Raw genomic sequence first — 20,808 nt, 5'->3', positions numbered from 1 at the left:
ATACCAGTTCTAGTTGAAGTAAGCCAGGGGCGCGCTAGTGCCGCGGCAGGCAACGTTTGCCCGTCAAGGAGCGGCGTCCGGTGCGTGCTCTCGGCGTGCCGGCCGGAAGTCCTCGTACTGGATGTACTTGGGCTTTCGGCCGGTGCGGCGAGAGTGCGTGCCGGGCGTCGTGACGGGGCGAACGTTGCCTGTTGCGGCACTAGCCGGGCGTCGTGCCGGGATGGCCGGTCAGGTGGCGGCGGAGGAAGTCCAGTTGGTGGCCCACCAGCCGGGCGAACGTGTCGTCGGCCGGCGCGGCGTGTGTCATGCCGCTCAGCGGCAGCACCTCGTGCGGTTTCCCGGCGGCCAGCAGGGCGGCGGACAGCCGCAGGGTGCCGGCCACGAAGACGTTGTCGTCGGCCAGTCCGTGCATCAGCAGCAGCGGGCGGCTGAGCTTCGGGGCGTCGGCGAGCAGCGAGGACGACTCGTAGTGCTCCGGGTACCGGTCGGGCAGGCCGAGGAAGCGCTCCTTCCAGCAGGCGTCGTAGAGCCGCTGGTCGGTGAGCGGCGCGCCGGACACCGCGGCGTGGAAGACGTCGGGCCTGCGCAGCACCGCGGCGGCGGCCAGGATCCCGCCGAACGACCAGCCGCGGATGCCGACCCGGCCGAGATCCAGCTCCGGGTGGCGCTCGGCCGTCGCGTGCAGGGCGGTGACCTGGTCGTCCAGGGTAGGGCCGAGCAGGTCGCCGAAGATCTCCTTCTCCCAGCGCGGCCCGCGTCCGGGGGTGCCGGCGCCGTCCGCCACCAGCACCGCGAAGCCCTGTTCGGCGAACCACTGGGAGACGAAGGCGTGCGAGGCCTGCTCGGCCAGCACCTTCTGCATGGCCGGGCCGCCGTAGGGGTCGAGCAGCACCGGCAGCGGGGCGTCGGCGGCCCGGTGCCAGGAGGGCAGGAAGAGGTGCGTGCGCAGTTCGCGCGGACCCACGACGGCGGACTCGACCCGCAGGCGCAGCAGGGGGCGCTGGGCGTGCGAACGGATCTCGGCGGGTGCGGGGCCGTCCGCCTCCGGGCCGCCGTCCCCGGTCAGCCGGTGCACGGTGGTGTGCGAGCCCGGCAGCCCGGGCGTGCGCGAGACGCGGACGAACGTGCCTCCGCCGAAGGCGCCGGAGTGCACGCCCGGCCGCTCGGTCAACCGGCTTACGCCCTGGTCCGGCCGGTACCTCCACACATGGCGCTCGGTGGGTTCCGCGGCCGCCGTGAAGAACACCGTCTCGCCGTCCACCGCGAGCACCTCGTGCAGTTGCAGGCCGTCCGGCGTGACCGGGGTGCCGTCGACGGTCAGGTGCCGCGTCTCGTCCCGGTCGAGGTAGTCGACGAGCCGGCCGGTGCCCGTGCGCGCCGGCACTCCCGGCACCAGCAACTCCACCCAGCGCTCGTCGTGCCGCTCGGCCAGGAGGCCGGTCGAACCGTCCGCCGGATCCACGGCCAGCACCTGGAGGGAGCGCTGGTCGCGGCTGAGCACGACGGCGAACGGACCGTGCCCGTCCCAGCCGGCCGCGGGCAGGTACTCGAAACCCGCCCGGTCCCAGCGGACCTCGGTGCGGTTGCCCGCCAGGTCGGCGATCCACAGCGTGACCTCGGCGTTGGCGGTGCCGACCCGCGGGTAGCGGACCGCGCGCGGCGGCCTGGCGGGGTCCGCCGGGTCGGCGAGGTACCAGAGGGCGACCTCGCGGTTGTCCACCCGGGTGGTCAGCAGCCGCTCCCCGTCCGGCGCCCACCAGTACGCCCGGTGGCGGTTCATCGACTCGCTCGCCACGTGTTCCGGCAGGCCGAAGAAGACGTCCGGGCCTTCGGCCGGCTCGGGCGCGGCCACCGCCCGGTCGCCGCCGCCGTCCGTGCCGATCACCCGCAGCGCCCCGCCGCAGACGTAGGCGACGTACCGGCCGTCCGGGGACGGCCGCGGGTCCACCACCGGCTGCCGGGCGGGCAGTCGCCGTACGGCGCCGGAGCCCGTGTCCACCACCCACAGCTGTCCGGAGAGTGCGAACGCGGCCGTCCGGGCGGCCGCGTCGGTGGCGTAGTCGGTGATCCCGGCGGACTGCTGCCTGGCGCGCTCGCGCCGGACGCGCTCCTCCGGCGGCACCTCGTCGGCCGCGTCGCCGAGCAGTCCGGCGGGGTCGGCCAGCAGCCGCTCCGTGCCGGTCGCCGGGTCGAGCGTCCACAGGCACCCGGCCGGATCGTCACCGGCCCGGCTCCGCAGGAACAGGACACGCGCGCCGTCCGGCGCCACGGTGGGACGGGCGGGTGCGCCGAGGGTGAAGCGGCGGGTGCGGGCGACCTGGCGCAGGAGCGGGGAAACCGCCGTGTCCGGCGCCGCGCCGCCGGCAGAAGGCCTCATGCGCTCGTCCGTTCGTCACGCGCGGTGTGGGTCTTCGTGGCCGGTCGCCACTCCTCGGCGAGGAGTCCGAGCAGCACCTCGTCCTGGAACTCACCCATCACCCAGCCCGAGGAGCGCAGCACGCCCTCGCGGACGAAGCCGTTGCGCTCGGCGGCGCGCAGCATCGCGACGTTGCCGGAGAGGGTCTCGATCTGCAGACGGTGCAGTCCGCGCACGACGAAGCCGTAGTGGCACAGGACCGCGACCACGTCGGTGCCGTAGCCCTTGCCGCGGGCGGCGGGCAGCAGGCCCAGCCCGATGTGCGCCAAGCGGTTGTGGGTGTCGATGCCCCACAGCGTGGCACTGCCGACCAGCGTGCCGCGCGCCAGTTCCACCACGGAGAACCTGACGCTCCCGTCGTCCTCGTGGTCCACCGTGAGCCGCGAGTCCGTCGAGCCGGGTGATACCGGCCGCCACGGCCCGCTGCCGGCCTGCGTGGAGTAGACCACGTCGTCGTAGAGCTCGGCCAGCAGCACCGGGATGTCCTCTTCGTGTCGGGCCCTGAGCCCGACCGTGTCACCTCTGAGCATGCCCGCTTCCTACCCGGGCGGTCCGGCCGGCGGCAATCCAATATGCGGCCGCACCGGCCCGGTACCGACCATCTGACGGATCATCAGGTCTGGTTATAGTGGGAAGCGGCCGTGGGGCCGGCGGGACCGGACGGGGGGGCGGAGGAAGGCTGATGGCGGACAGTCTGGGCGAGTCGGCACAGGCAGGGCCACAGGTGGCCGTGCGGGATCTCGGCGGGGGCGTGCGGTCGGTCGCGGTGCCCATCCCGGACAATCCGCTCGGCCACACGCTGGTGTACGTGGTGGACACCGACCGGGGTCCGGTGCTGGTCGACACCGGGTGGGACGACCCCGGATCGTGGGACGTGCTGGCGGCGGGTCTCGAGGCGTGCGGTACGGGCGTCGGCGAGGTGCACGGGGTCGTCATCACGCATCACCATCCCGACCACCACGGGCTGTCGGGGCGGGTGCGCGAGGCGTCCGGGGCCTGGATCGCGATGCACGCGGCCGACGCGGCGATCGTGCGGCGGGCCCGGGAGACCCGGCCGGAGCGGTGGTTCACGTACATGGCGGCGAAGCTGACGGCCGCCGGGGCGCCGGACGAGCACGTGGCGCCGTTGCGCGAGGGACCGCGCCGCCGGAGCGCCCCGCCCGGTCTCGCCCCCGCCCTTCCCGACCGCGAGATCCTCCCCGGCGAACTCCTCGACCTCCCGGGCCGCCGGCTGCGTGCCGTCTGGACGCCGGGGCACACGCCCGGCCACGTCTGCCTGCACCTGGAGGAGGAGCACCCTTCGCAACTGCCGGGCCACGGACGCCTGTTCTCCGGCGACCATCTCCTCCCGGAGATCACCCCGCACATCGGCCTCTACGAGGACCCCGACGACGCGACCGTCACCGACCCCCTCGGCGACTACCTCGACTCCCTCGAGCGCGTCGGCCGCCTCGCCCCCGCCGAGGTCCTCCCGGCCCACCAGCACACCTTCACCGACGCACCGGGACGGGTCCACGAACTGCTGGCCCACCACGAGGACCGCCTCGCCGGCCTGCTCTCCCTCCTCCGGCAGCCGCTCACACCGTGGCAACTGGCGGTACGGATGGAGTGGAACCGCCCCTGGGACCAGATCCCCTACGGATCGAGGAACATCGCCGTCTCGGAGGCCGAGGCCCACCTGCGCCGCCTGGTGAAACAGGGCCGCGCGGAGGCGGTGCCGGGGAGCGAACCGGTCACGTACGTCGCGGTCTGACCGACCCGGCTCAGTTGACCGCACCCTCGGCCGTGATAAGCAGCTCCGCGAGGTCGGCGAGGGTGGCGAGTTGGCGGGGGTTCATCTGGGGCGCGCGGGCCGCGAGGCGGACGAGGCCGCTCTCGCGGAGACGGGAGAGCGGGTCGGCCTGGGCCTGCAGGCCCTGCAGCACCGGCTGGAGGGCGTCGCACAGCGCCTCGGGCTCGTCGGCGGTGAAGAAACCGGGCGGGAGACCGAAGAACCGCCGCAGCCGGTCGGTGTGTTCGAGGCTCGGCAGTCCGCTCTTGCGCCACTCGCTCAGCCACTGTCTGCTGGTGCCGGCGATCGCCGCGAGCTCGCCCAGCGAGTACCGCTTGCCGTCCGGCCGCCGCCGGTTCTCACGGATGAAGTCCAGCCGCTGACGGACCCGTTCGGCGAGCCCCGCCTCGGGCGCGGCCCCGCCCGCGAGGAGTTCGGCGACCACCCCGACCGGAATGCCGGTGCGGTACGACAGGTCGGCCACGTCCAGTACCTCGCAGAGCCGTCCGGGACGTCCGGTCAGCTCCCCCAGCCGTTCCAGTACGCCGGCCAGCGGGGCATGGGCGTCACTCACCAAGGTCCCCCTGCACGCGCGTGATCGGCCGGCCGGCCGTGCGGGCCGGGCAGACGCGAGGCTACCGAATCACCGGTCCGGCCCACCAGACATGACAAGTACCACTGCGCAAGTAGGCAGGAATTGTTGACATATGACGGTCCGACAGGAAAGGATCACGTCACCAGGCCACGGTCGAACCGACCCGCCCCGGGTGCCGCCTATGGGGGAGCGGCATCCGGGGCGACCAGCCGCCCCGCCTCCTCCCCGGAAGGTGAGGCGAACCGATGCCGCAGCCCGTCCTGCTCCTAGGCGCCGGACGCCGTTGCGCGTACGACGAGTTCGCGCTGACGCGGGTCGCCGCGGCCCGGCCGGTGCTGCTGGTGGACGCCGCGCCGCCCGCCTGGGCACACCCGTGCCTGGCCGGTCGACTCGCGGCGGACCCCGGCAAAGGCGGCGCGACGGCGTCGGCGGTGGTGCGGTTCGCGGCCCGGCACAGAGTCCGCGGCGTGCTGACCTTCTCGGGCGAGTACGCGGTCCCCGCCGCGAGGATCGCCGGGCAGTTGGGGCTGCCCGGCCCCTCCCTCGCCGTGGCCGAGGCCTGTTCCGACCCACCCGCACTGCACGCGCTGCTGGCCGCCCACACCGTTCCCACGGGCGTCCCCGACGACCCCGGCACGCCCCGCGTCTCGGCCGAGACGATCGTCCTCGACGGCGAGATCCGCATCGCCGCCATCACCCGTACGACCCTGGGCCCGGCGCCCGCCCGGCAGCCGCTCCGGCACACCGTGCACGCCCACGACGGCCTGCTGCACAACCGTTTCCTGCGCCTCGCCGTCGACCGCACCGTGCACGCCCTCGGTGTCGAGCGGGGTGTCCTGCACATCGGCCTCGCCCTCACCGACCGCGGCCCCCGGGTCACCGACGTCGCCCCGCACCTCCCGGGCGACCTGATCCCGCTCCTCGTCAGACGGGCCACCGGCGTCGACCTCCCCCGGGCCGCGGCCGCCCTCGCCACCGGCGAGATGCCCGACACGACGCCCACCCGGCAGCGGGCGGCCGCGATCCAGTTCGCGTACCCGGCCGCCACCGGCCGCCTCGACCGCCTCGAACTCTCCCCCGACGCCGTCCACGAGCCCGGCGCCGACCGCATGCTCCTCACCCAGCACACCGGCACCCCCGTCACCGCGGGCCCGCACGCCACCACCGGCGACCGGCTGGCCCTGTGGGTGGCGGTGGGCGAGACCCCGGACGCCTGCGACGACGCGCTGCGCCGCATGGGCCGCCACCTGTCGGTGGGCATCGCGCCGCTCGCGGACGCGGCTTGAACGCGCCGCCGGCAGTGCCGCGAGGTGACGTCGGCCGGCTGCGGCGCCGTCGTGGCCGGTCGCGCAGTTCCTCCCCCGGCCTTCGGCCGGGGTACCCCGGGCGCCCCTCGCGGGGCGCTGGATCATCGGGCATGTTCCGCTCTACGGTGCGGCCATGAGCGATCACCCCGAAACGCCTGTCGTCCCCGTCGAGGCCTTTGAACCCCCGTACTACATGGCCGTCTTCACCGCGATCCGGACCCAGGACCAGAGCGGCTACCGCGAGACCAACGCACGCATGGAGGACCTGGTGAAGGACGTCCCCGGGTACCTGGGGATGGACCACGCGCAGACCCCCGGCGGGCTGGGCATCACCGTCGGGTACTTCCGCGACGCCGACGCGCTCACGCGGTGGCGCACCGACGCCGAGCACCGCGCGGCGCAGCGGCGCGGGCGGGCCGAGTGGTACGAGAGCTACACCCTGCACGTGGCGAAGGTGGAACGGAGCCACGGCTTCACGCGGGGGCAGGCCGCGGACGCGGCGCCGGAACGCTAGAAGGCGTTCCGCCGCGTCCAGCACTCCGAGCCGCCTCCCCCGCCGGCAGTGCCGTCAGCGGGGCCGGCCCGGACAGCCGCTCCATGACCAGTTCGGTACGGGACCCGGTCGGCCGCACCCGGGGCGCCGGGTACCCGTGCTCCCGTACGTACGCCATCACCGCGCCCTCGGCGGCCGCGTCCCCCCAGCCGTCCCGGTCCCGGCACAGCACCCACGCCCCGCCGACCTCGTACACGTCGGCCGAACGCCCCGCCCCGAGCAGTGTCTCCGTCAGGGCGCGACCCTGACGAAGCGGTCCCGGCACAGCCCCCTCTCAGCTTCCCCGGGGCGGCCGGTAAGGTAGCCAGGTCGTCATCACCCGTACGGGGGGAAGCCGGTGCAATTCCGGCGCTGACCCGCAACCGTGAGCCACCTACCCGTGGCAAGCCGGACCGCCGCGCCCGGGACGTTGATCGGCTCATGTGCGCCGGCGCCCGTCGTCGCACGGCACCGTCGAGGTTTACGGAGCCGAGCCGCCGGGGTCTTCTCCCGCGCTGCCCGGCTCCCCGCAGGGAGAGGCATCCGCCTACCATGACCGTCCTCCGCCGCACCGCCGGGGCGCTGGCCGCCACCGCCGTCATCGGTGCCGCCATGCCCGCGACGACCGCGCTGGCCGCCGGCACCACGTCCCCGTCGCCGTCCGCGTCGACGGTGCGCCCGTCGGGGCTGTACGGCGGTGCGGACCCCAGGTTCGACGGCGTCTGGCGCCAGTCCCTCGCCCTGCTGGCCCAGCGCGCGGTGGGGGTGACCCCGGCCGCGAAGGCGGTGGACTGGCTGGCCGGGCAGCAGTGCGCGAACGGCGCGTTCGCCGCGTTCCGCGCCGAGCCGACGGCGGCCTGCGACGCCAAGGTGACGGTCGACACGAACAGCACCGCCGCCGCCGTACAGGCGCTGAAGGCGGCCGGCGGGCACGACGCCGCCGCCACCAGGGCGGTGACCTGGCTGAAGTCGGTGCAGAACAAGGACGGCGGCTGGGGCTACACCCCGGGCTCGCCCAGCGACACCAACTCCACCGGCGTGGTCGTCGGCGCGCTCGCGGCGGCCGGCGCGAGCGCGGACAGGTCGCCGTACGACCTCCTCGCCAAGTGGTCCCTCCCCTGCGGCCAGGACGGCGGCGGCGCCCTCGCCTACCAGCCGGACAAGCAGGGGAAGCTGGCCGCCAACGCGGACGCGACCGCGGCCGGGGTGCTCGGGGCCCTCGGCAAGGGGTTCGTGACGACGGCCGGCAAGGCCCGGGCGACGGGTCCCGCCTGTGCCGGCTCCGGCAGGACGCCCACGCGGGAGGAGGTGGCCCGCAACGGCGCCGCGTACCTGGCGGACGCCATGTCGAAGAGCGGCCACCTCGTCTCCGCGCTCGCCGGTGCCAAGCCCCAGCCGGACTACGGCAACACCGCCGACGCGGTCGTCGCCCTGGCCGCGCAGGGCTGGACGGGGCAGGCGAAGAAGCCGTACGCCTGGCTGGAGGCGCACGCCGCGCCGTGGGCGGAGCAGAGCGGGCCCGCGGCCTACGCCGAACTGATCCTCGCCGCGCACGCGATGGGCGCGGACCCGCGTGACTTCGGCGGGACGAACCTGGTGACGGCGCTGAACGCGACGGGACCGGCCCCGCGGGCGGCTGCCGCGCAGCACGCCGAGTCGAAGAACGAGGGGAAGAAGTCGGGCAACAGCGTGTGGTGGATCGTCGGCACCGGGCTCGTCGCCGGTATCGGCATCGGCTTCCTGTTCAGCGGCCGCCGGAAGCAGCGGCAGCTGTGACCGTGACCGCGGTCCGCCGTGCGGGGCTGCTGCTCCTGGCCGCGCTGACGCTGTACGCGACGGCCGCGGGGCCGGCGGCGGCCACCGGCTACCGCTACTGGTCCTTCTGGGAGCGGAACGGCGCGCGCTGGACGTACGCCACGCAGGGCCCCTCGACCGCGCGGCCCGGCGACGGTTCGGTCGAGGGCTTCCGCTTCGCGGTGAGCGAGGACTCGGCGGACGCGTCGCAGCCGCGCGGCACGGCCGGCTTCGGCACGATCTGCGCGGACACGCCAGCCGTCGGGGGCCGGAAACGGGTGGCGCTGGTCGTCGACTTCGGCACGCCCGCGGACGCGGCCGCCGGAGAGAAGCCGCCCGCGCGGCGGACCGCCTGCGCGGTGGTCCCCGAGGACGCGACGGCGGCGGACGCCCTGGCGACGGCGGCGAAGCCGCTGCGGTACGACACGAACGCGTTGTTGTGTGCGATCGCGGGGTATCCGGCGCGGGGGTGCGGCGAGAAGGTGACGGCGGGGGCAGGGGCGGGGGCGGCCGGGGGCACGTCGGACGGCGGACCGTCTGTCGGCCTGGCGGCCGGCGTGGGAGTGGTCGTCGTGGTGGCCGCGGGTGCCCTCTGGCAGGCACGGCGGCGGAAGAATGCGTGAGCGCCACAGCGCGGGCCGGTGGGGGTTGCCCGCGCAGTTCCTCGCGCCCCTGACAGGGCACGCCCCAGCCGCAAGCAGTCCCGCCACCGCACACCGGTCGGGGCTGCTCGCGCAGTTCCTCGCGCCCCTGACAGGGCACACCCCAGCCACAGGCAGTCCCGCCACCGCAGGCCGGTGGAGGCTGCCCGCGCAGTTCCTCGCGCCCCTGACAGGGCACGCCCCAGCCACAGGCAGTCCCGCCACCGCAGGCCGGTGGGGGGTGCCCGCGCAGTTCCTCGCGCCCCTGACAGGGCACGCCCCAGCCACAGGCAGTCCCGCCACCGCAGGCCGGTGGGGGGTGCCCGCGCAGTTCCCCGCGCCCCTGACAGGGCACGCCCCAGCCGCAGGCCGGTGGGGGCTGCTCGCGCAGTTCCCCGCGCCGCTGGCGGGGCGGTGCAGTCCCGTGCTCAGGCTGCGGGCAGTCGTGGCGCTGGGGCGATGGGGGTCGACCCGTTCGAGCGAAGTTGAGAGTGCGGGAGGGTGGGCGCAGGCGGCACCCCGCAAGCGCGGGCGAGCGACCCCACCCCCGCGTCGGCTCCCACGCGCCCGCGCCCTGCACCCCGGCGCATGGTGGCTCTGGTCCCTCTCGCTCGGGGTCGCCGCGTCGCGGACGACCAACCCGCTTCTGCTCGGCCTGCTCATCACCGTCACCGGCTACGTCGTGGCCGTCTGCCGCAGCCGGACCGCGCCCTGGTCCCGCTCCTACGCCGCGTTCGCCAGGCTCGGCCTCGCCGTGCTGGTCGTGCGGCTCGCGTTCACCGTCTTCCTCGGCTCGCCCGTCCCCGGTGCCCACACCCTCGTCACCCTCCCCGAGATCCCGCTCCCGCACTGGGCCCAGGGCATCCGCCTCGGCGGGAGGGTCACGGCGGAGGCGCTCGTCTTCGCGCTCTACGACGGGCTCCGGATCGCCACCCTCCTCATCTGCGTCGGTGCCGCGAACGCGCTCGCCAACCCGGCGCGGCTGCTCAAGTCCCTGCCCGGCGCCCTGTACGAGCTGGGCGTGGCCGTGGTCGTCGCGCTCACCTTCGCACCGCACCTGGTCGCCGACGTGCAGCGGCTGCGGGCCGCCCGGCGGCTGCGCGGCCGGCCCGACTCCGGCCTCCGCGGCCTGCTCCAGGTCGCCCTCCCGGTCCTGGAGGGCGCGTTGGAGCGGTCGGTCGCCCTGGCCGCCGCGATGGACGCGCGCGGGTACGGCCGCAGCGCCGACGTCCCGGCCCGGGTCCGCCGTACGACGGCCGCGCTCACCCTCGGCGGTCTGCTCGGCGTCTGCGCCGGGCTGTACGGGCTGCTCACCACCGAGGGCGGCGGGTACGGACTGCCCGTGCTGCTGGCGGGAGTGGCCGCCGCGCTGGCGGGGCTGCGGCTCGGCGGCCGGCGTTCGCCGCGCACCCGGTACCGGCCGGACCCGTGGGACGCGCGCGCCTGGCTGGTGGCCGGGGCGGGCGCCGCCGTCGCCGCCCTGCTCACCCTGGCGTCCGTCCGCGACCCGGCCGCCCTGCAGCCCGGTGTCGTACCGCTGGTCGCCCCCACGCTTCCGCTGTGGCCGGCGGCCGCCGTGCTGCTCGGTCTGCTGCCCGCCCTCGCCGTGCCGAAGGAGCCGTCGTGATCCGCTTCGAGGACGTCTCCGTGACGTACGAGGGCGCGGCCGGGCCCGCCGTCCAGGGCGTCGACTTCGAGGTGCCCGAGGGTGAACTGGTCCTGCTGGTGGGCCCGTCCGGGACCGGGAAGTCGACGGTGCTGAACTCGGTGAGCGGGCTCGTGCCGCACTTCACCGGCGGCACCCTGCGCGGCCGGGTGACGGTGGCCGGCCGGGACACCCGCAGCCACCGGCCGCGTGAACTCGCCGACGTGGTGGGCACGGTGGGGCAGGATCCGCTCGCCCACTTCGTGACCGACACGGTCGAGGACGAACTCGCCTACGGGATGGAGTCGTTGGGGATCGCCCCGGCGGTGATGCGGCGGCGGGTGGAGGAGACGCTGGACCTGCTGGGGCTGGCCGAGCTGAGGGACCGGGCGATCGCCACGCTCTCCGGCGGGCAGCGGCAGCGGGTCGCGATCGGATCGGTGCTCACCCCGCACCCCGCGGTCCTGGTGCTCGACGAGCCGACCTCCGCGCTCGATCCGGCCGCCGCCGAGGAGGTGCTGGCCGTGCTCCAGCGGCTGGTGCACGACCTGGGCACGACGGTGCTGCTGGCCGAGCACCGGCTGGAGCGGGTCGTGCAGTACGCCGACCGGGTCGTGCTGCTGCCGGGGGACGGGGCCGCGGCGGTGCGCGGGACGCCCGCCGAGGTGATGGCCGTGTCACCGGTGTGTCCGCCGGTGGTGGAGCTGGGGCGGGTGGCCGGGTGGTCGCCGCTGCCGATGACGGTGCGGGACGCCCGGCGCCGGGCGACGGCGACCGGGCTGCGGGAGCGGCTCGCCGGGCGGGTCCCGGAGCAGCGGCCCGCGGCGGCGACCGCGACCGGTCCTGCGGCCGGCCCCGTGGCTCCCCTCGCCGAGGTCCGCTCCCTCGGCGTCCGCCGGGGCCGGGTCGACGCGCTGCGGGGCGTGGATCTCACCGTCGCCGCCGGGGAGACCGTCGCTCTCATGGGACGCAACGGCGCCGGGAAGTCGACGCTGCTGGGCGCCCTGGTCGGACTCGTCGAGCCGGGCTCGGGCACGGTCCGGGTCGGCGGCGCGGTTCCGCACCGCACCCGCCCGCGCGACCTCGTACGCCTGGTCGGGCTGGTCCCGCAGGAACCCCGTGACCTGCTGTACGCCGACACGGTCGGTGCCGAGTGCGCGGCCGCCGACCGGGACGCGGGGGCGGCGGCGGGGACCTGCCGCGGCCTGGTGTCCGAGCTGCTGCCGGGGGTCGCGGACGGCACGCACCCCCGTGATCTGTCCGAGGGGCAGCGGCTCGCCCTCGCGCTGGCCGTCGTCCTCACCGCCCGGCCGCCGCTGCTCCTGCTCGACGAGCCGACCCGGGGCCTGGACTACGCGGCGAAGGCCCGGCTGGTGGGCGTGTTGCGCGGGCTCGCCGCCGACGGGCACGCGATCGTGCTGGCCACGCACGACGTGGAGCTGACCGCGGAGCTGGCGCACCGGGTGGTGCTGCTCGCGGAGGGCGAGGTGATCGCGGACGGGCCCACCGACGACATCGTCGTCTCCTCGCCGTCCTTCGCGCCGCAGGTGACGAAGATCCTCGCGCCCGAGCGGTGGCTCACCGTGGCCCAGGTCCGCGAGGCCCTGGCGTGACCGCCCCGGCCCCTGCCGGGGCGAGGTCCCGCGCGGCCGACCCCGTGCGGCTCGGCCCCCGCTCCCTCGCCGCCCTGCTCCTGGTCAGCGCGGTCGGAGTGGTCGCCCTCGGCTGGCCGTTCCTGGCGCCGCCCTCCTCCCGGATCGCCTCGCACGCCCAGGACGCGCCCTGGCTCTTCGCGGGCCTGCTGGTGCTGCTGGTCGCCGTACTGGCGGCGACGATCGCCGAGTCGGGGCTGGGTCCGAAGGCGGTCGCGATGCTGGGCGTGCTGGCCGCGACCGGGGCGGCGCTGCGGCCGGTCGGCGCCGGGACCGCCGGGATCGAGCCGATGTTCTTCCTGATGGTGCTGAGCGGGCGGGTGCTCGGGCCGGGCTTCGGGTTCACCCTCGGCTCGCTCACCATGTTCGCGTCCGCGCTGCTCACCGGCGGGGTCGGGCCGTGGCTGCCGTTCCAGATGCTGGCGATGGGCTGGTTCACGATGGGGGCCGGGCTGCTGCCGGGCGCGGGGCGGCTGCGCGGCCGCGGCGAGCTGGCGCTGCTGGCGGGGTACGGCTTCCTCGCCGCGTTCGGCTACGGGCTGGTCGTCGACCTGGCGGGCTGGCCGCTGCTGGCCGGCAACGCCTCGAACCTCTCCTTCGACCCGCACGCCGGGCCCGCCGCCAACCTGGCCCGTTTCCTCGCCTACAGCCTGGCCACCGCCATGGGCTGGAACCTGGGCCGGGCCCTGTGCACGGTGGTGCTCACCCTGCTCCTCGGTCCGGCGCTGCTGCGGGCGTTGCGCCGGGCCACCCGGCGGGCCGCTTTCGAGACCGCGGTCACATTCGACGGCCCCGGGACGTGAGGGGCCGTACGCGCCCGGTGACGGGACCGGTGAAGCGCCCCACATGACGCACGTCACCTACGATCCGGAACAGTAGACGGACCTTTCCTTTATGCCCGTTTTGCCACCCCGTTGACCTGTGGTTTGAGAGCCACGCCACACGCCGGCCCAAACCCCCCTATGCGACCACAACTAGTAAAAGGGGTGATTGCGGACGGCTTTCCGGCCTGCTTCTCTGGACGACGTCGCCAGGCGCCACGAGCCCACAGCGGGCCGCGGCGCCGACGCACACGGACGGCCCCCACGGGTGGTTCCGCGGAGCACACGGCGACCCCCTGTCCCCGACGAACGAGGTTCTCCGTGTCCGTGTCCTTCATCCGCCGCATCGCTTCCCCGAAGAAGGCCCTCACCACCGCCGCCGTGGCCGCTGCCGCCGCCGGCCTGGCCCTGACCGCGGCGCCCGCCCAGGCCGCCACCACGTCGGCCTCCTCCGCCCAGACGATCGCGCACAAGATGATTCCGGACGCCGCGCAGTTCAACGCCTTCAGCAAGATCGTCTCGCACGAGAGCGGCTGGAACCCCTCCGCCACCAACTCGTCCTCCGGCGCCTACGGCCTGGTCCAGGCCCTGCCCGGCTCGAAGATGGCGACTGCCGGCTCCGACTGGAAGACCAACCCCGCCACCCAGATCAAGTGGGGTCTGGACTACATGAACTCCCGCTACGGCAGCCCGACCGCCGCCTGGAGCTTCTGGCAGGCCAACGGCTGGTACTGAGCCGGCCGACCCGCGCGCGCCCGCGGTCGATCGCGGCCGAGCCGCGCACCCGCCGCCGATCCCCGGCGCCGCGCGCCCCTGAACCCCGGCACCCTCGCCCCTCCCTGGGCGAGGGTGCCGTCGCATGTCCCGGCGCACCGCCAAAGCGGGCGGTGACCGGCGTCTCGGGGGAGGCAGGAACGGGGCGTAGGGAGGGGGTGCTCCTGCCTCCCTCGGGACGGGCCGGCGGCGCCGGGAGCCGTCGGCCCGGGTCCGGGGGGAGTGGGCAAGGCGGTCTACGACGTGGTGACCTGGAGGTGTTTCACACCGTTGATCCATGCCGAGCGGAGCCGGTCCGGGGCGCCGACGAGACGCAGGTCCGGCATCGCGTCGGCGATCGCGTCGAAGATCAGGTCGATCTCCAGGACGGCCAGGGACTTGCCGAGGCAGTAGTGGGGGCCGCCGCCGCCGAAGCCGAGGTGGGGGTTGGGGTCGCGGGTGATGTCGAAGGTGCCGGGGTCGGTGAAGACCTCGGGGTCGTGGTTGGCGGAGGCGTAGAAGACGCCGACCCGGTCGCCCTTGCGGATCAGCTTGCCGCCCAGCTCGGTGTCCTGGGTCGCGGTGCGCTGGAAGGAGTTGACCGGGGTGGCCCAGCGGACGATCTCCTCGGCCGCGGTCGCCGGGCGCTCGCGCTTGTACAGGTCCCAGGCGTCGGGGTGGGTCAGGAACGCGTGCATGCCGTGGGTGATGGCGTTGCGGGTGGTCTCGTTGCCGGCCACCGAGAGCATCAGCACGAAGAAGCCGAACTCGTCGGAGCCGAGGTTGCCCTCGTCCTCGGCCGCCACCAGGGTGCTCACGATGTCCTTGGCCGGGCACCGCTTGCGGTCGGCCGCCATGTTCATCGCGTAGGCGATCAGCTCGGTGGCGGACTCGGCGCCCACCTCCTCGGTGATCGCGTACTCCGGGTCGTCGTACGAGATCATCTTGTTGGACCAGTCGAAGATCTTGGATCGGTCGTCCTGCGGGATGCCGATCAGCTCCGCGATCGCCTGGAGGGGGAGCTCGCAGGCGACCTCGGTGACGAAGTCGAAGGGGCCGGTGCGGGCGCGGGCCGCCTCGACGATCGCCCCGGCGCGGATGCGCAGCCGTTCCTCCAGGGCCCGGATGGAGCGCGGGGTGAAGCCGCGCTGGATGATCTGGCGGACCCGGGTGTGCTCGGGCGGGTCCATGTTCAGCAGGATCAGCCGCTGGGCGTCGATGGCGTCGCGCTGGATGTGCTCGCCGAAGCGGATGATCGCCGTGTTGAGCCAGGAGGAGAACAGCTCGGGGTGCGTGGAGACGTACTTGACGTCCGCGTGCCGGGTGACGGCCCAGTAGCCGTCGTCCGCGAAGCCGGCGATGCCGTGCGGCTGTTCGATCCAGCGGACCGGTTCGGCCTGGCGCAGGGCGGCGAACTCCGGGAGCGGTACCCGGTGATGGAGCAGATCGGGGTCGGTGAGGTCGAACCCGTCGGGCAGCGCGGGACAGGGCATGGCGACTCACTCCCACCGTGTACGGACCTGGACGTGCCGGCGTTCCGGCGGTCGTTCCGACAGCCATTCTGACGGACCATCAGAAATGCCGGTTGCCGTGAAGGTAATAACGGGTTCTACAAGTCGCAAGGGGCACGGTCACCCCAATTGCATGCATCCCTCTTGCGGTTGCGGACGGACTGTCAGCAGACTGCACGCAGAACTAGTACGCGTTCTAGTTCTGCGTGGCGGGCCGGGCCGGGACGCCCCTGCGCCGCGCGGGTGACCGAGGAGAGGACCGAGCCCCCATGGCCGCGGAACCCGTGATCGTCGAAGCCGTACGCACCCCCATCGGCAAACGCGGCGGCGCGCTCGCCAACCTGCATCCCGCCTACCTCCTGGGCGAGACCTACCGTGAACTCCTCGGCCGCACCGGCATCCCCGCCGACGCCGTCGAGCAGATCGTCGGCGGCACGGTGACCCACGCCGGCGAGCAGTCCATGAACCCCGCGCGTACCGCCTGGCTGACCATGGGGCTGCCGTACGAGACCGCGGCCACCACCGTCGACTGCCAGTGCGGCTCCTCTCAGCAGGCCTCGCACATGACCGCCAACATGATCGCCGCCGGGGTCATCGACGTCGGGATCAGCTGCGGGGTCGAGGCGATGTCCCGGGTGCCGCTGGGCTCGGGCTCCAAGCACGGGCCGGGCAAGCCGTTCCCGGACGAGTGGAACGTCGACCTGCCCAACCAGTTCGAGGCCGCCGAGCGCATCGCCCGCCGCCGGGGCCTGACCAGGGACGACGTCGACGCGCTCGGTCTGCTCTCGCAGGAGCGGGCCGCGCACGCCTGGGCCGAGGAACGCTTCAAGCGCGAGACCTTCGCCGTCCAGGTGCCGACGACGGAGGAGGAGCAGCACGCCGGGCAGGGCATGTGGCGCCTCGTCGACAAGGACGAGGGGCTGCGGGACACGTCGGCCGAGGCGCTGGCGGGCCTGAAGCCGGTGATGCCGACGGCCGTGCACACGGCGGGCAACTCCTCCCAGATCTCGGACGGCGCCGCCGCCGTCATGTGGGCGTCGAAGCGGATGGCCCGCGCCCTCAAGCTCCGCCCGCGGGCCCGGATCGTCGCCCAGGCCCTGGTCGGCGCCGACCCGCACTTCCACCTCGACGGCCCCGTCGACGCGACCCGCGCGGTGCTCGGCAAGGCCGGCATGACCCTCGGGGACATCGACCTCGTCGAGATCAACGAGGCGTTCGCGTCGGTGGTGCTCAGCTGGGCCCGGGTCTTCGAGCAGGACCTGGACAAGGTCAACGTCAACGGCGGCGCGATCGCCCTCGGCCACCCGGTGGGCGCCACCGGCGCCCGCCTCATCACCACCGCCCTGCACGAACTGGAGCGCACCGACAAGGAGTTCGCCCTCATCACCATGTGCGCGGGCGGCGCCCTCGCAACCGGGACGATCATCCAGCGGATGTAACGGACCGGGCTCACGGGACGGGATCCACCCGATTGACGCGGGGTGTTGCGCGCGGCGGCTACACCGCTCCGTTCGCCGGATGCGGTACCTGATCACGGCCGCCGCGCTCGGCCGGCATGCCGGCAGCCGCGCCACGGGGCGGTCCCGACAGCAGGTATGTCAGCGCGAATCCCGCAGCGACCACCGCAGCGCCGCCGACCGCGTCAAGAACCCAGTGGTTGGCCGTCGCGACGATCGCGGCCACGGTGAACAGCGGATGCAGGAGCCCGAGCGCCTTCATCCACCACTTGGGGGCCAGTACGGCGATGACGACTCCGCACCACAGCGACCATCCGAAGTGCAGGGAGGGCATGGCCGCGTACTGGTTGGTGACCGCGGTCATCGCACCGTAGTCGGGCTTGCTCAGGTCCTGGACGCCATGCACGGTGTCGACGAAACCGAGCCCCGGCGTCAGGCGCGGCGGGGCGAGCGGGTAGAGCCAGAATCCGAGCAGCCCGATCAACGTGGCGATGCCGAGCGAACTGCGTGCCCAACGGTAGTCCGCGGGGCGCCGGGCGTAGAGCACACCGAGGATCGCCAGAGGCACCACGAAGTGGAACGACTCGTAGTAGAACCCGAGGAAACGTTCCACCCGGGGCAACCGGACCACCGTGTGGTTGGCCCACTGCTCGATGTCGATATGGAGGGCCTTCTCGATCGAGTGGACCTGGTGCCCGTGCGCCTCCGCGACCGCACGGCCTCCGCTCGCGGCGGTCCGCACGGAGGAGTACGCCGCGTAGAAGACCCGGATGAGCAGCAGTTCGAGCAGCAGGCTGGGCCGCGTGACCACCCTGCGCCAGAACGGCAGCAGCGGAACCAGGGGAAGGCGGGCCGGGACCGGCGCCGCGTAGACGGTCGGGACGGGTGAGCGGAAGTGCGGCGAAGCGGTCGACAGGAACGGAACCGTGGTGGCCGCGGCCAGGGCGGCAAGCAGTACCAGGTTGTCGCGCAGGGTGTACACCACGGACACGTTCGGCAGCAGCATCTTCGCGGGCAGCGTCACCACCAGGACCACCGCGACCGGCCACGGATACCGGTCCGACGCTCGCTTGCCGACCCGCCCGACCGCCGCCAGCAGTACCCACACCAGCTGGTACGGCCAAGCGGTCGGCGACACGGCCACCACCGCGCAGCCGGTGATCGCGACCGCGAGCAGCAGCTGCCCGTCGCGGGCGTAGCGCACCGCGCGGTGCAGCGCGACGGCGGCCACGGCGGCGCCGAGCGCCAGGAACAGCACGATCTCCAGCGGACCGCTCAACCCGAACCGCAGCAGGGCGCCGTGCAGCGACTGGTTGGCGAGCGCGTCAGCCTGACCGCCGAGGCCGGCGCCGGCGATGTGGTGGATCCAGTAGGTGTACGAGTCGTGCGGCAGAGCCGCCCAGGCCAGCGCCGTGCACACGGCGAAGGTCGCGCCGGTGGCGGCGGCGGCCCGGCGGCGGCCGGTGAACCACAGCAGCGGGGCGAAGAGCAGCAGCGCCGGCTGGAGGGCGGCGGCCAGCCCGACGCACACTCCGCTGTCACGCTGCCCGCGGGCGGCGAAGCAGCCGAGGAGCACCAGCAGGACCGGGATGATGCTGGTCTGGCCGAGCCAGAGGGTGTTGCGGACGGGCAGCGAGAGCATCAGCAGGCTGATCGCGACCGGTGCGGCAAGGAGCGAGGTGCGGCGGCTCACCGGTTGGGGCAGCGCGCGGGCGGCGACCAGGCCGAGGGCGACCACCAGCAGCAGGGTGCCGAAGGTCCAGCCCCAGCCGAGGGCCTGTTCGGCGGCTCTGGTGAGCGGCTTGAGCACCAGCCCGCCGAAGGGGGTGCCGGTGAACTGCGTCGAGTCGTACAGGGAACCCTTGACGTGCAGCACGCCCTCGGGGCCGACCCAGGTCTCCAGGTCCGTGAGCCGTTCCCCGCTCGGGGTGCCGAGGACGACGGCCAGCTGCCGTACGACGAGGATCGCGGCCACCGCCCACAGGGCGAGCCGGATCATTCTGAGCCGTGTTCCGGTTTCCGCCCCGCCGAATGCCTCTCCCGCTCGCCCGCTGTGCTCCACGTTCGCCACGCCTCGCCGGCCTCCCGCCGCGTCCCGCACGTCGTCTGAGAACCCTACGAGGCTCCCACCACCTCTGTGCACAGACGCAGGCAACCCCCTCTTCGCCTGACATCCGGTCGCCTTCTGACCGGAAGACGACGAATTCGACAGGGCACGGGCGGCCCGGTCGCACCCACGGAGCGCGACAAGGATCACAGTGTCCGGCCTGCATACGGCCCCGCGGGCGGGCAGACGTCCCTGCGTACAGCACATTTAGCTGCACTGTGCAGGTAAGTGCGTACGCGACGTAACGCCCCCAAGTGCTCCTATCGTCGCTTTTCGTCCCGTCCACCGCCGTACGGGCCGCGCCCCCGTCCCCCACGAAAGGTAGGCGAGCCCCGTTTTGGCGACCGCCACAGCAGTCACCCCGTCCGCGCAGCTCCCCGGCCCCCGTACGGCCACCGCCGCCGCGCCGACCGTCACCGACCCCGCGCTGGTGAAGCGCGCCGTGAAGGCGGCCGCGCTCGGCAACGCCATGGAGTGGTTCGACTTCGGCGTCTACAGCTACATCGCGGTGACGCTGGGCAAGGTCTTCTTCCCGTCCGGCAACCCGACCGCCCAGTTGCTGTCCACGTTCGGCGCCTTCGCCGCGGCCTTCCTGGTCCGCCCGCTCGGGGGCATGGTCTTCGGCCCGCTCGGCGACCGCGTGGGCCGCCAGAAGGTCCTCGCCGTCACCATGATCATGATGGCGGCGGGCACCTTCGCGATCGGCCTGATCCCGTCCTACGCGTCGATCGGCGTCGGCGCCCCGCTGCTGCTCCTCGCCGCCCGCCTGGTCCAGGGCTTCTCCACCGGCGGCGAGTACGCGGGCGCGTCCACCTTCATCGCCGAGTACGCGCCGGACAAGAAGCGCGGCTTCTTCGGCAGCTGGCTGGAGTTCGGCACGCTGGCGGGCTACATCGGCGGCGCCGGCCTGGTGACCCTGATGACGGCCCTGCTGTCCGCGGACGACCTGACCTCCTGGGGCTGGCGCATCCCGTTCCTGATCGCGGGCCCGATGGGCATCGTCGGCCTCTACCTGCGGATGCGCCTGGAGGAGACCCCGGCGTTCGCGGCGGAGGTCGAGAAGGCGGAGTCGGCCCGCCCGAAGGTCCCGCTCCGCGAGATGATCACCAGCCAGTGGCCCGCCCTGCTCCTGTGCATGGCCCTGGTCCTGGTCTTCAACGTCACCGACTACATGCTGCTGTCGTACATGCCCAGCTACCTCACCAGTGAGCTGAAGTACGACGAGACGCACGGCCTGCTGGTCGTCCTCGGCGTGATGGCGCTGATGATGATCGTCCAGCCGTTCGCCGGCGCCCTCACCGACCGTGTCGGCCGCCGCCCGGTGATCGCGGCGGGCTGCGCGGGCTTCCTGTTCCTCTCCGTCCCCGCCCTCCTCCTGATCCGCCAGGGCAGCCTGCTCGCGGTCGGCCTCGGCATGGGCGCCCTCGGCCTCCTCCTGGTCTGCTTCACGGCAGCGATGCCGGCCGCCCTCCCGGCCCTCTTCCCCACCCGGGTCCGCTACGGCTCCCTGTCCATCGGCTTCAACATCTCGGTCTCCCTCTTCGGCGGCACGACCCCGCTCGCGGTGACGGCCCTGATCGGAGCGACGGGGAACCTGATGATGCCCGCGTACTACATGATGGCCGCGGCGGTGGTCGGCGGCTTCGCCGCCTGGCGCATGACAGAAACAGCTGGCAAGCCTCTCCCGGGCTCGGCACCTTCCGTCGAAGCCCGCTAGCAGCGCCCTGACGGGTCCCTGGGGGTCCCCCGACCGAAGGCCGGGGGACCCCCAGGGACGCGGGGGCGCGGGGAACTGCGCGACAAGCC

17 protein-coding genes and 1 riboswitch are annotated in these 20,808 nt (G+C 73.9%); of the genes, 12 read left to right on the top strand and 5 right to left on the bottom strand.

Annotation, left to right across the window (positions count from 1 at the left end; all coding sequences use genetic code 11):
* Positions 1–199: 199 nt before the first annotated feature.
* Together BLW82_RS30200 and BLW82_RS30195 are read right to left on the bottom strand one after the other, a co-directional pair.
* Positions 200–2,377, bottom strand: coding sequence for a S9 family peptidase (locus BLW82_RS30200; RefSeq protein WP_093503593.1), 2,178 nt, complete (start codon positions 2,375–2,377; stop codon positions 200–202).
* Positions 2,374–2,946 (bottom strand): GNAT family N-acetyltransferase, encoded by a 573-nt coding sequence (locus tag BLW82_RS30195; protein WP_093503591.1) that lies wholly within the window; start codon positions 2,944–2,946, stop codon positions 2,374–2,376. Before BLW82_RS30195 ends, BLW82_RS30200 begins: the two co-directional genes overlap by 4 nt.
* 152 nt (positions 2,947–3,098) lie before the next feature.
* On the opposite strand from BLW82_RS30195, the gene BLW82_RS30190 reads away from it, so the two are divergent.
* Complete coding sequence (locus BLW82_RS30190; protein ID WP_093503589.1) at positions 3,099–4,169, top strand: MBL fold metallo-hydrolase; 1,071 nt, start codon at positions 3,099–3,101, stop codon at positions 4,167–4,169.
* A gap of 10 nt (positions 4,170–4,179) precedes the next feature.
* Here the strand turns inward: BLW82_RS30190 and BLW82_RS30185 are convergent, their stop codons facing one another.
* Positions 4,180–4,761, bottom strand: coding sequence for a helix-turn-helix domain-containing protein (locus BLW82_RS30185; RefSeq protein WP_093503587.1), 582 nt, complete (start codon positions 4,759–4,761; stop codon positions 4,180–4,182).
* A gap of 266 nt (positions 4,762–5,027) precedes the next feature.
* Here BLW82_RS30185 and BLW82_RS30180 point away from each other — a divergent pair, with 266 nt between their 5' ends.
* The 9 genes from BLW82_RS30180 to BLW82_RS30140 all read left to right on the top strand — a co-directional run bounded on the left by BLW82_RS30180 (position 5,028) and on the right by BLW82_RS30140 (position 13,909).
* Complete coding sequence (locus BLW82_RS30180) at positions 5,028–6,068, top strand: ATP-grasp domain-containing protein (protein ID WP_093503585.1); 1,041 nt, start codon at positions 5,028–5,030, stop codon at positions 6,066–6,068.
* A gap of 154 nt (positions 6,069–6,222) precedes the next feature.
* Positions 6,223–6,603: an antibiotic biosynthesis monooxygenase family protein gene (locus BLW82_RS30175; RefSeq protein WP_093503583.1), complete on the top strand. Its 381-nt coding sequence runs from the start codon at positions 6,223–6,225 to the stop codon at positions 6,601–6,603.
* 83 nt (positions 6,604–6,686) lie between these two features.
* Complete coding sequence (locus BLW82_RS46360) at positions 6,687–6,890, top strand: hypothetical protein (protein ID WP_177233119.1); 204 nt, start codon at positions 6,687–6,689, stop codon at positions 6,888–6,890.
* Positions 6,891–6,931: 41 nt separating this feature from the next.
* Positions 6,932–7,062: riboswitch (cobalamin riboswitch) on the top strand.
* 111 nt (positions 7,063–7,173) lie between these two features.
* Positions 7,174–8,397 (top strand): prenyltransferase/squalene oxidase repeat-containing protein, encoded by a 1,224-nt coding sequence (locus tag BLW82_RS30165; RefSeq protein WP_093503581.1) that lies wholly within the window; start codon positions 7,174–7,176, stop codon positions 8,395–8,397.
* A 2-nt stretch (positions 8,398–8,399) separates the two neighbouring features.
* A complete protein-coding gene (locus BLW82_RS30160) occupies positions 8,400–9,038 on the top strand; it encodes an SCO2322 family protein (RefSeq protein ID WP_093508363.1) in 639 nt (212 codons plus the stop codon).
* 469 nt (positions 9,039–9,507) lie between these two features.
* A complete protein-coding gene (locus BLW82_RS30155) occupies positions 9,508–10,683 on the top strand; it encodes an energy-coupling factor transporter transmembrane component T (protein ID WP_107408621.1) in 1,176 nt (391 codons plus the stop codon).
* Entirely contained in the window at positions 10,680–12,314 is a 1,635-nt protein-coding gene (locus BLW82_RS30150) for an ABC transporter ATP-binding protein (RefSeq protein WP_093503579.1), read from the top strand. The genes BLW82_RS30155 and BLW82_RS30150 overlap by 4 nt, the downstream gene beginning before the upstream one ends.
* Positions 12,311–13,156, top strand: a complete 846-nt coding sequence (locus BLW82_RS30145; RefSeq protein WP_093503577.1) for an ECF transporter S component — start codon at positions 12,311–12,313, stop codon at positions 13,154–13,156. Before BLW82_RS30150 ends, BLW82_RS30145 begins: the two co-directional genes overlap by 4 nt.
* A gap of 339 nt (positions 13,157–13,495) precedes the next feature.
* The gene (locus BLW82_RS30140; RefSeq protein WP_093503575.1) at positions 13,496–13,909 is read left to right on the top strand and encodes an aggregation-promoting factor C-terminal-like domain-containing protein; all 414 of its coding nucleotides are present in this window, start codon (positions 13,496–13,498) and stop codon (positions 13,907–13,909) included.
* A 275-nt stretch (positions 13,910–14,184) separates the two neighbouring features.
* Here the strand turns inward: BLW82_RS30140 and BLW82_RS30135 are convergent, their stop codons facing one another.
* Positions 14,185–15,420 (bottom strand): cytochrome P450, encoded by a 1,236-nt coding sequence (locus tag BLW82_RS30135; protein WP_093503573.1) that lies wholly within the window; start codon positions 15,418–15,420, stop codon positions 14,185–14,187.
* Between the two features lie 287 nt (positions 15,421–15,707).
* Between BLW82_RS30135 and BLW82_RS30130 the strand changes: the two genes are divergently transcribed.
* A complete protein-coding gene (locus BLW82_RS30130; protein WP_093503571.1) occupies positions 15,708–16,877 on the top strand; it encodes a steroid 3-ketoacyl-CoA thiolase in 1,170 nt (389 codons plus the stop codon).
* Positions 16,878–16,935: 58 nt separating this feature from the next.
* Here the strand turns inward: BLW82_RS30130 and BLW82_RS30125 are convergent, their stop codons facing one another.
* On the bottom strand, positions 16,936–18,966 hold the full coding sequence (locus BLW82_RS30125) for a bifunctional glycosyltransferase 87/phosphatase PAP2 family protein (protein WP_177233118.1): 2,031 nt from the start codon (positions 18,964–18,966) through the stop codon (positions 16,936–16,938).
* Between the two features lie 373 nt (positions 18,967–19,339).
* Between BLW82_RS30125 and BLW82_RS30120 the strand changes: the two genes are divergently transcribed.
* Entirely contained in the window at positions 19,340–20,719 is a 1,380-nt protein-coding gene (locus tag BLW82_RS30120; protein WP_093503567.1) for an MFS transporter, read from the top strand.
* Positions 20,720–20,808 lie beyond the last annotated feature (89 nt).

This window comes from Streptomyces sp. Ag109_O5-10, from assembly GCF_900105755.1.
In the GTDB taxonomy this organism is placed as follows: domain Bacteria; phylum Actinomycetota; class Actinomycetes; order Streptomycetales; family Streptomycetaceae; genus Streptomyces.
This window is presented reverse-complemented; position numbering and strand designations above follow the sequence as displayed.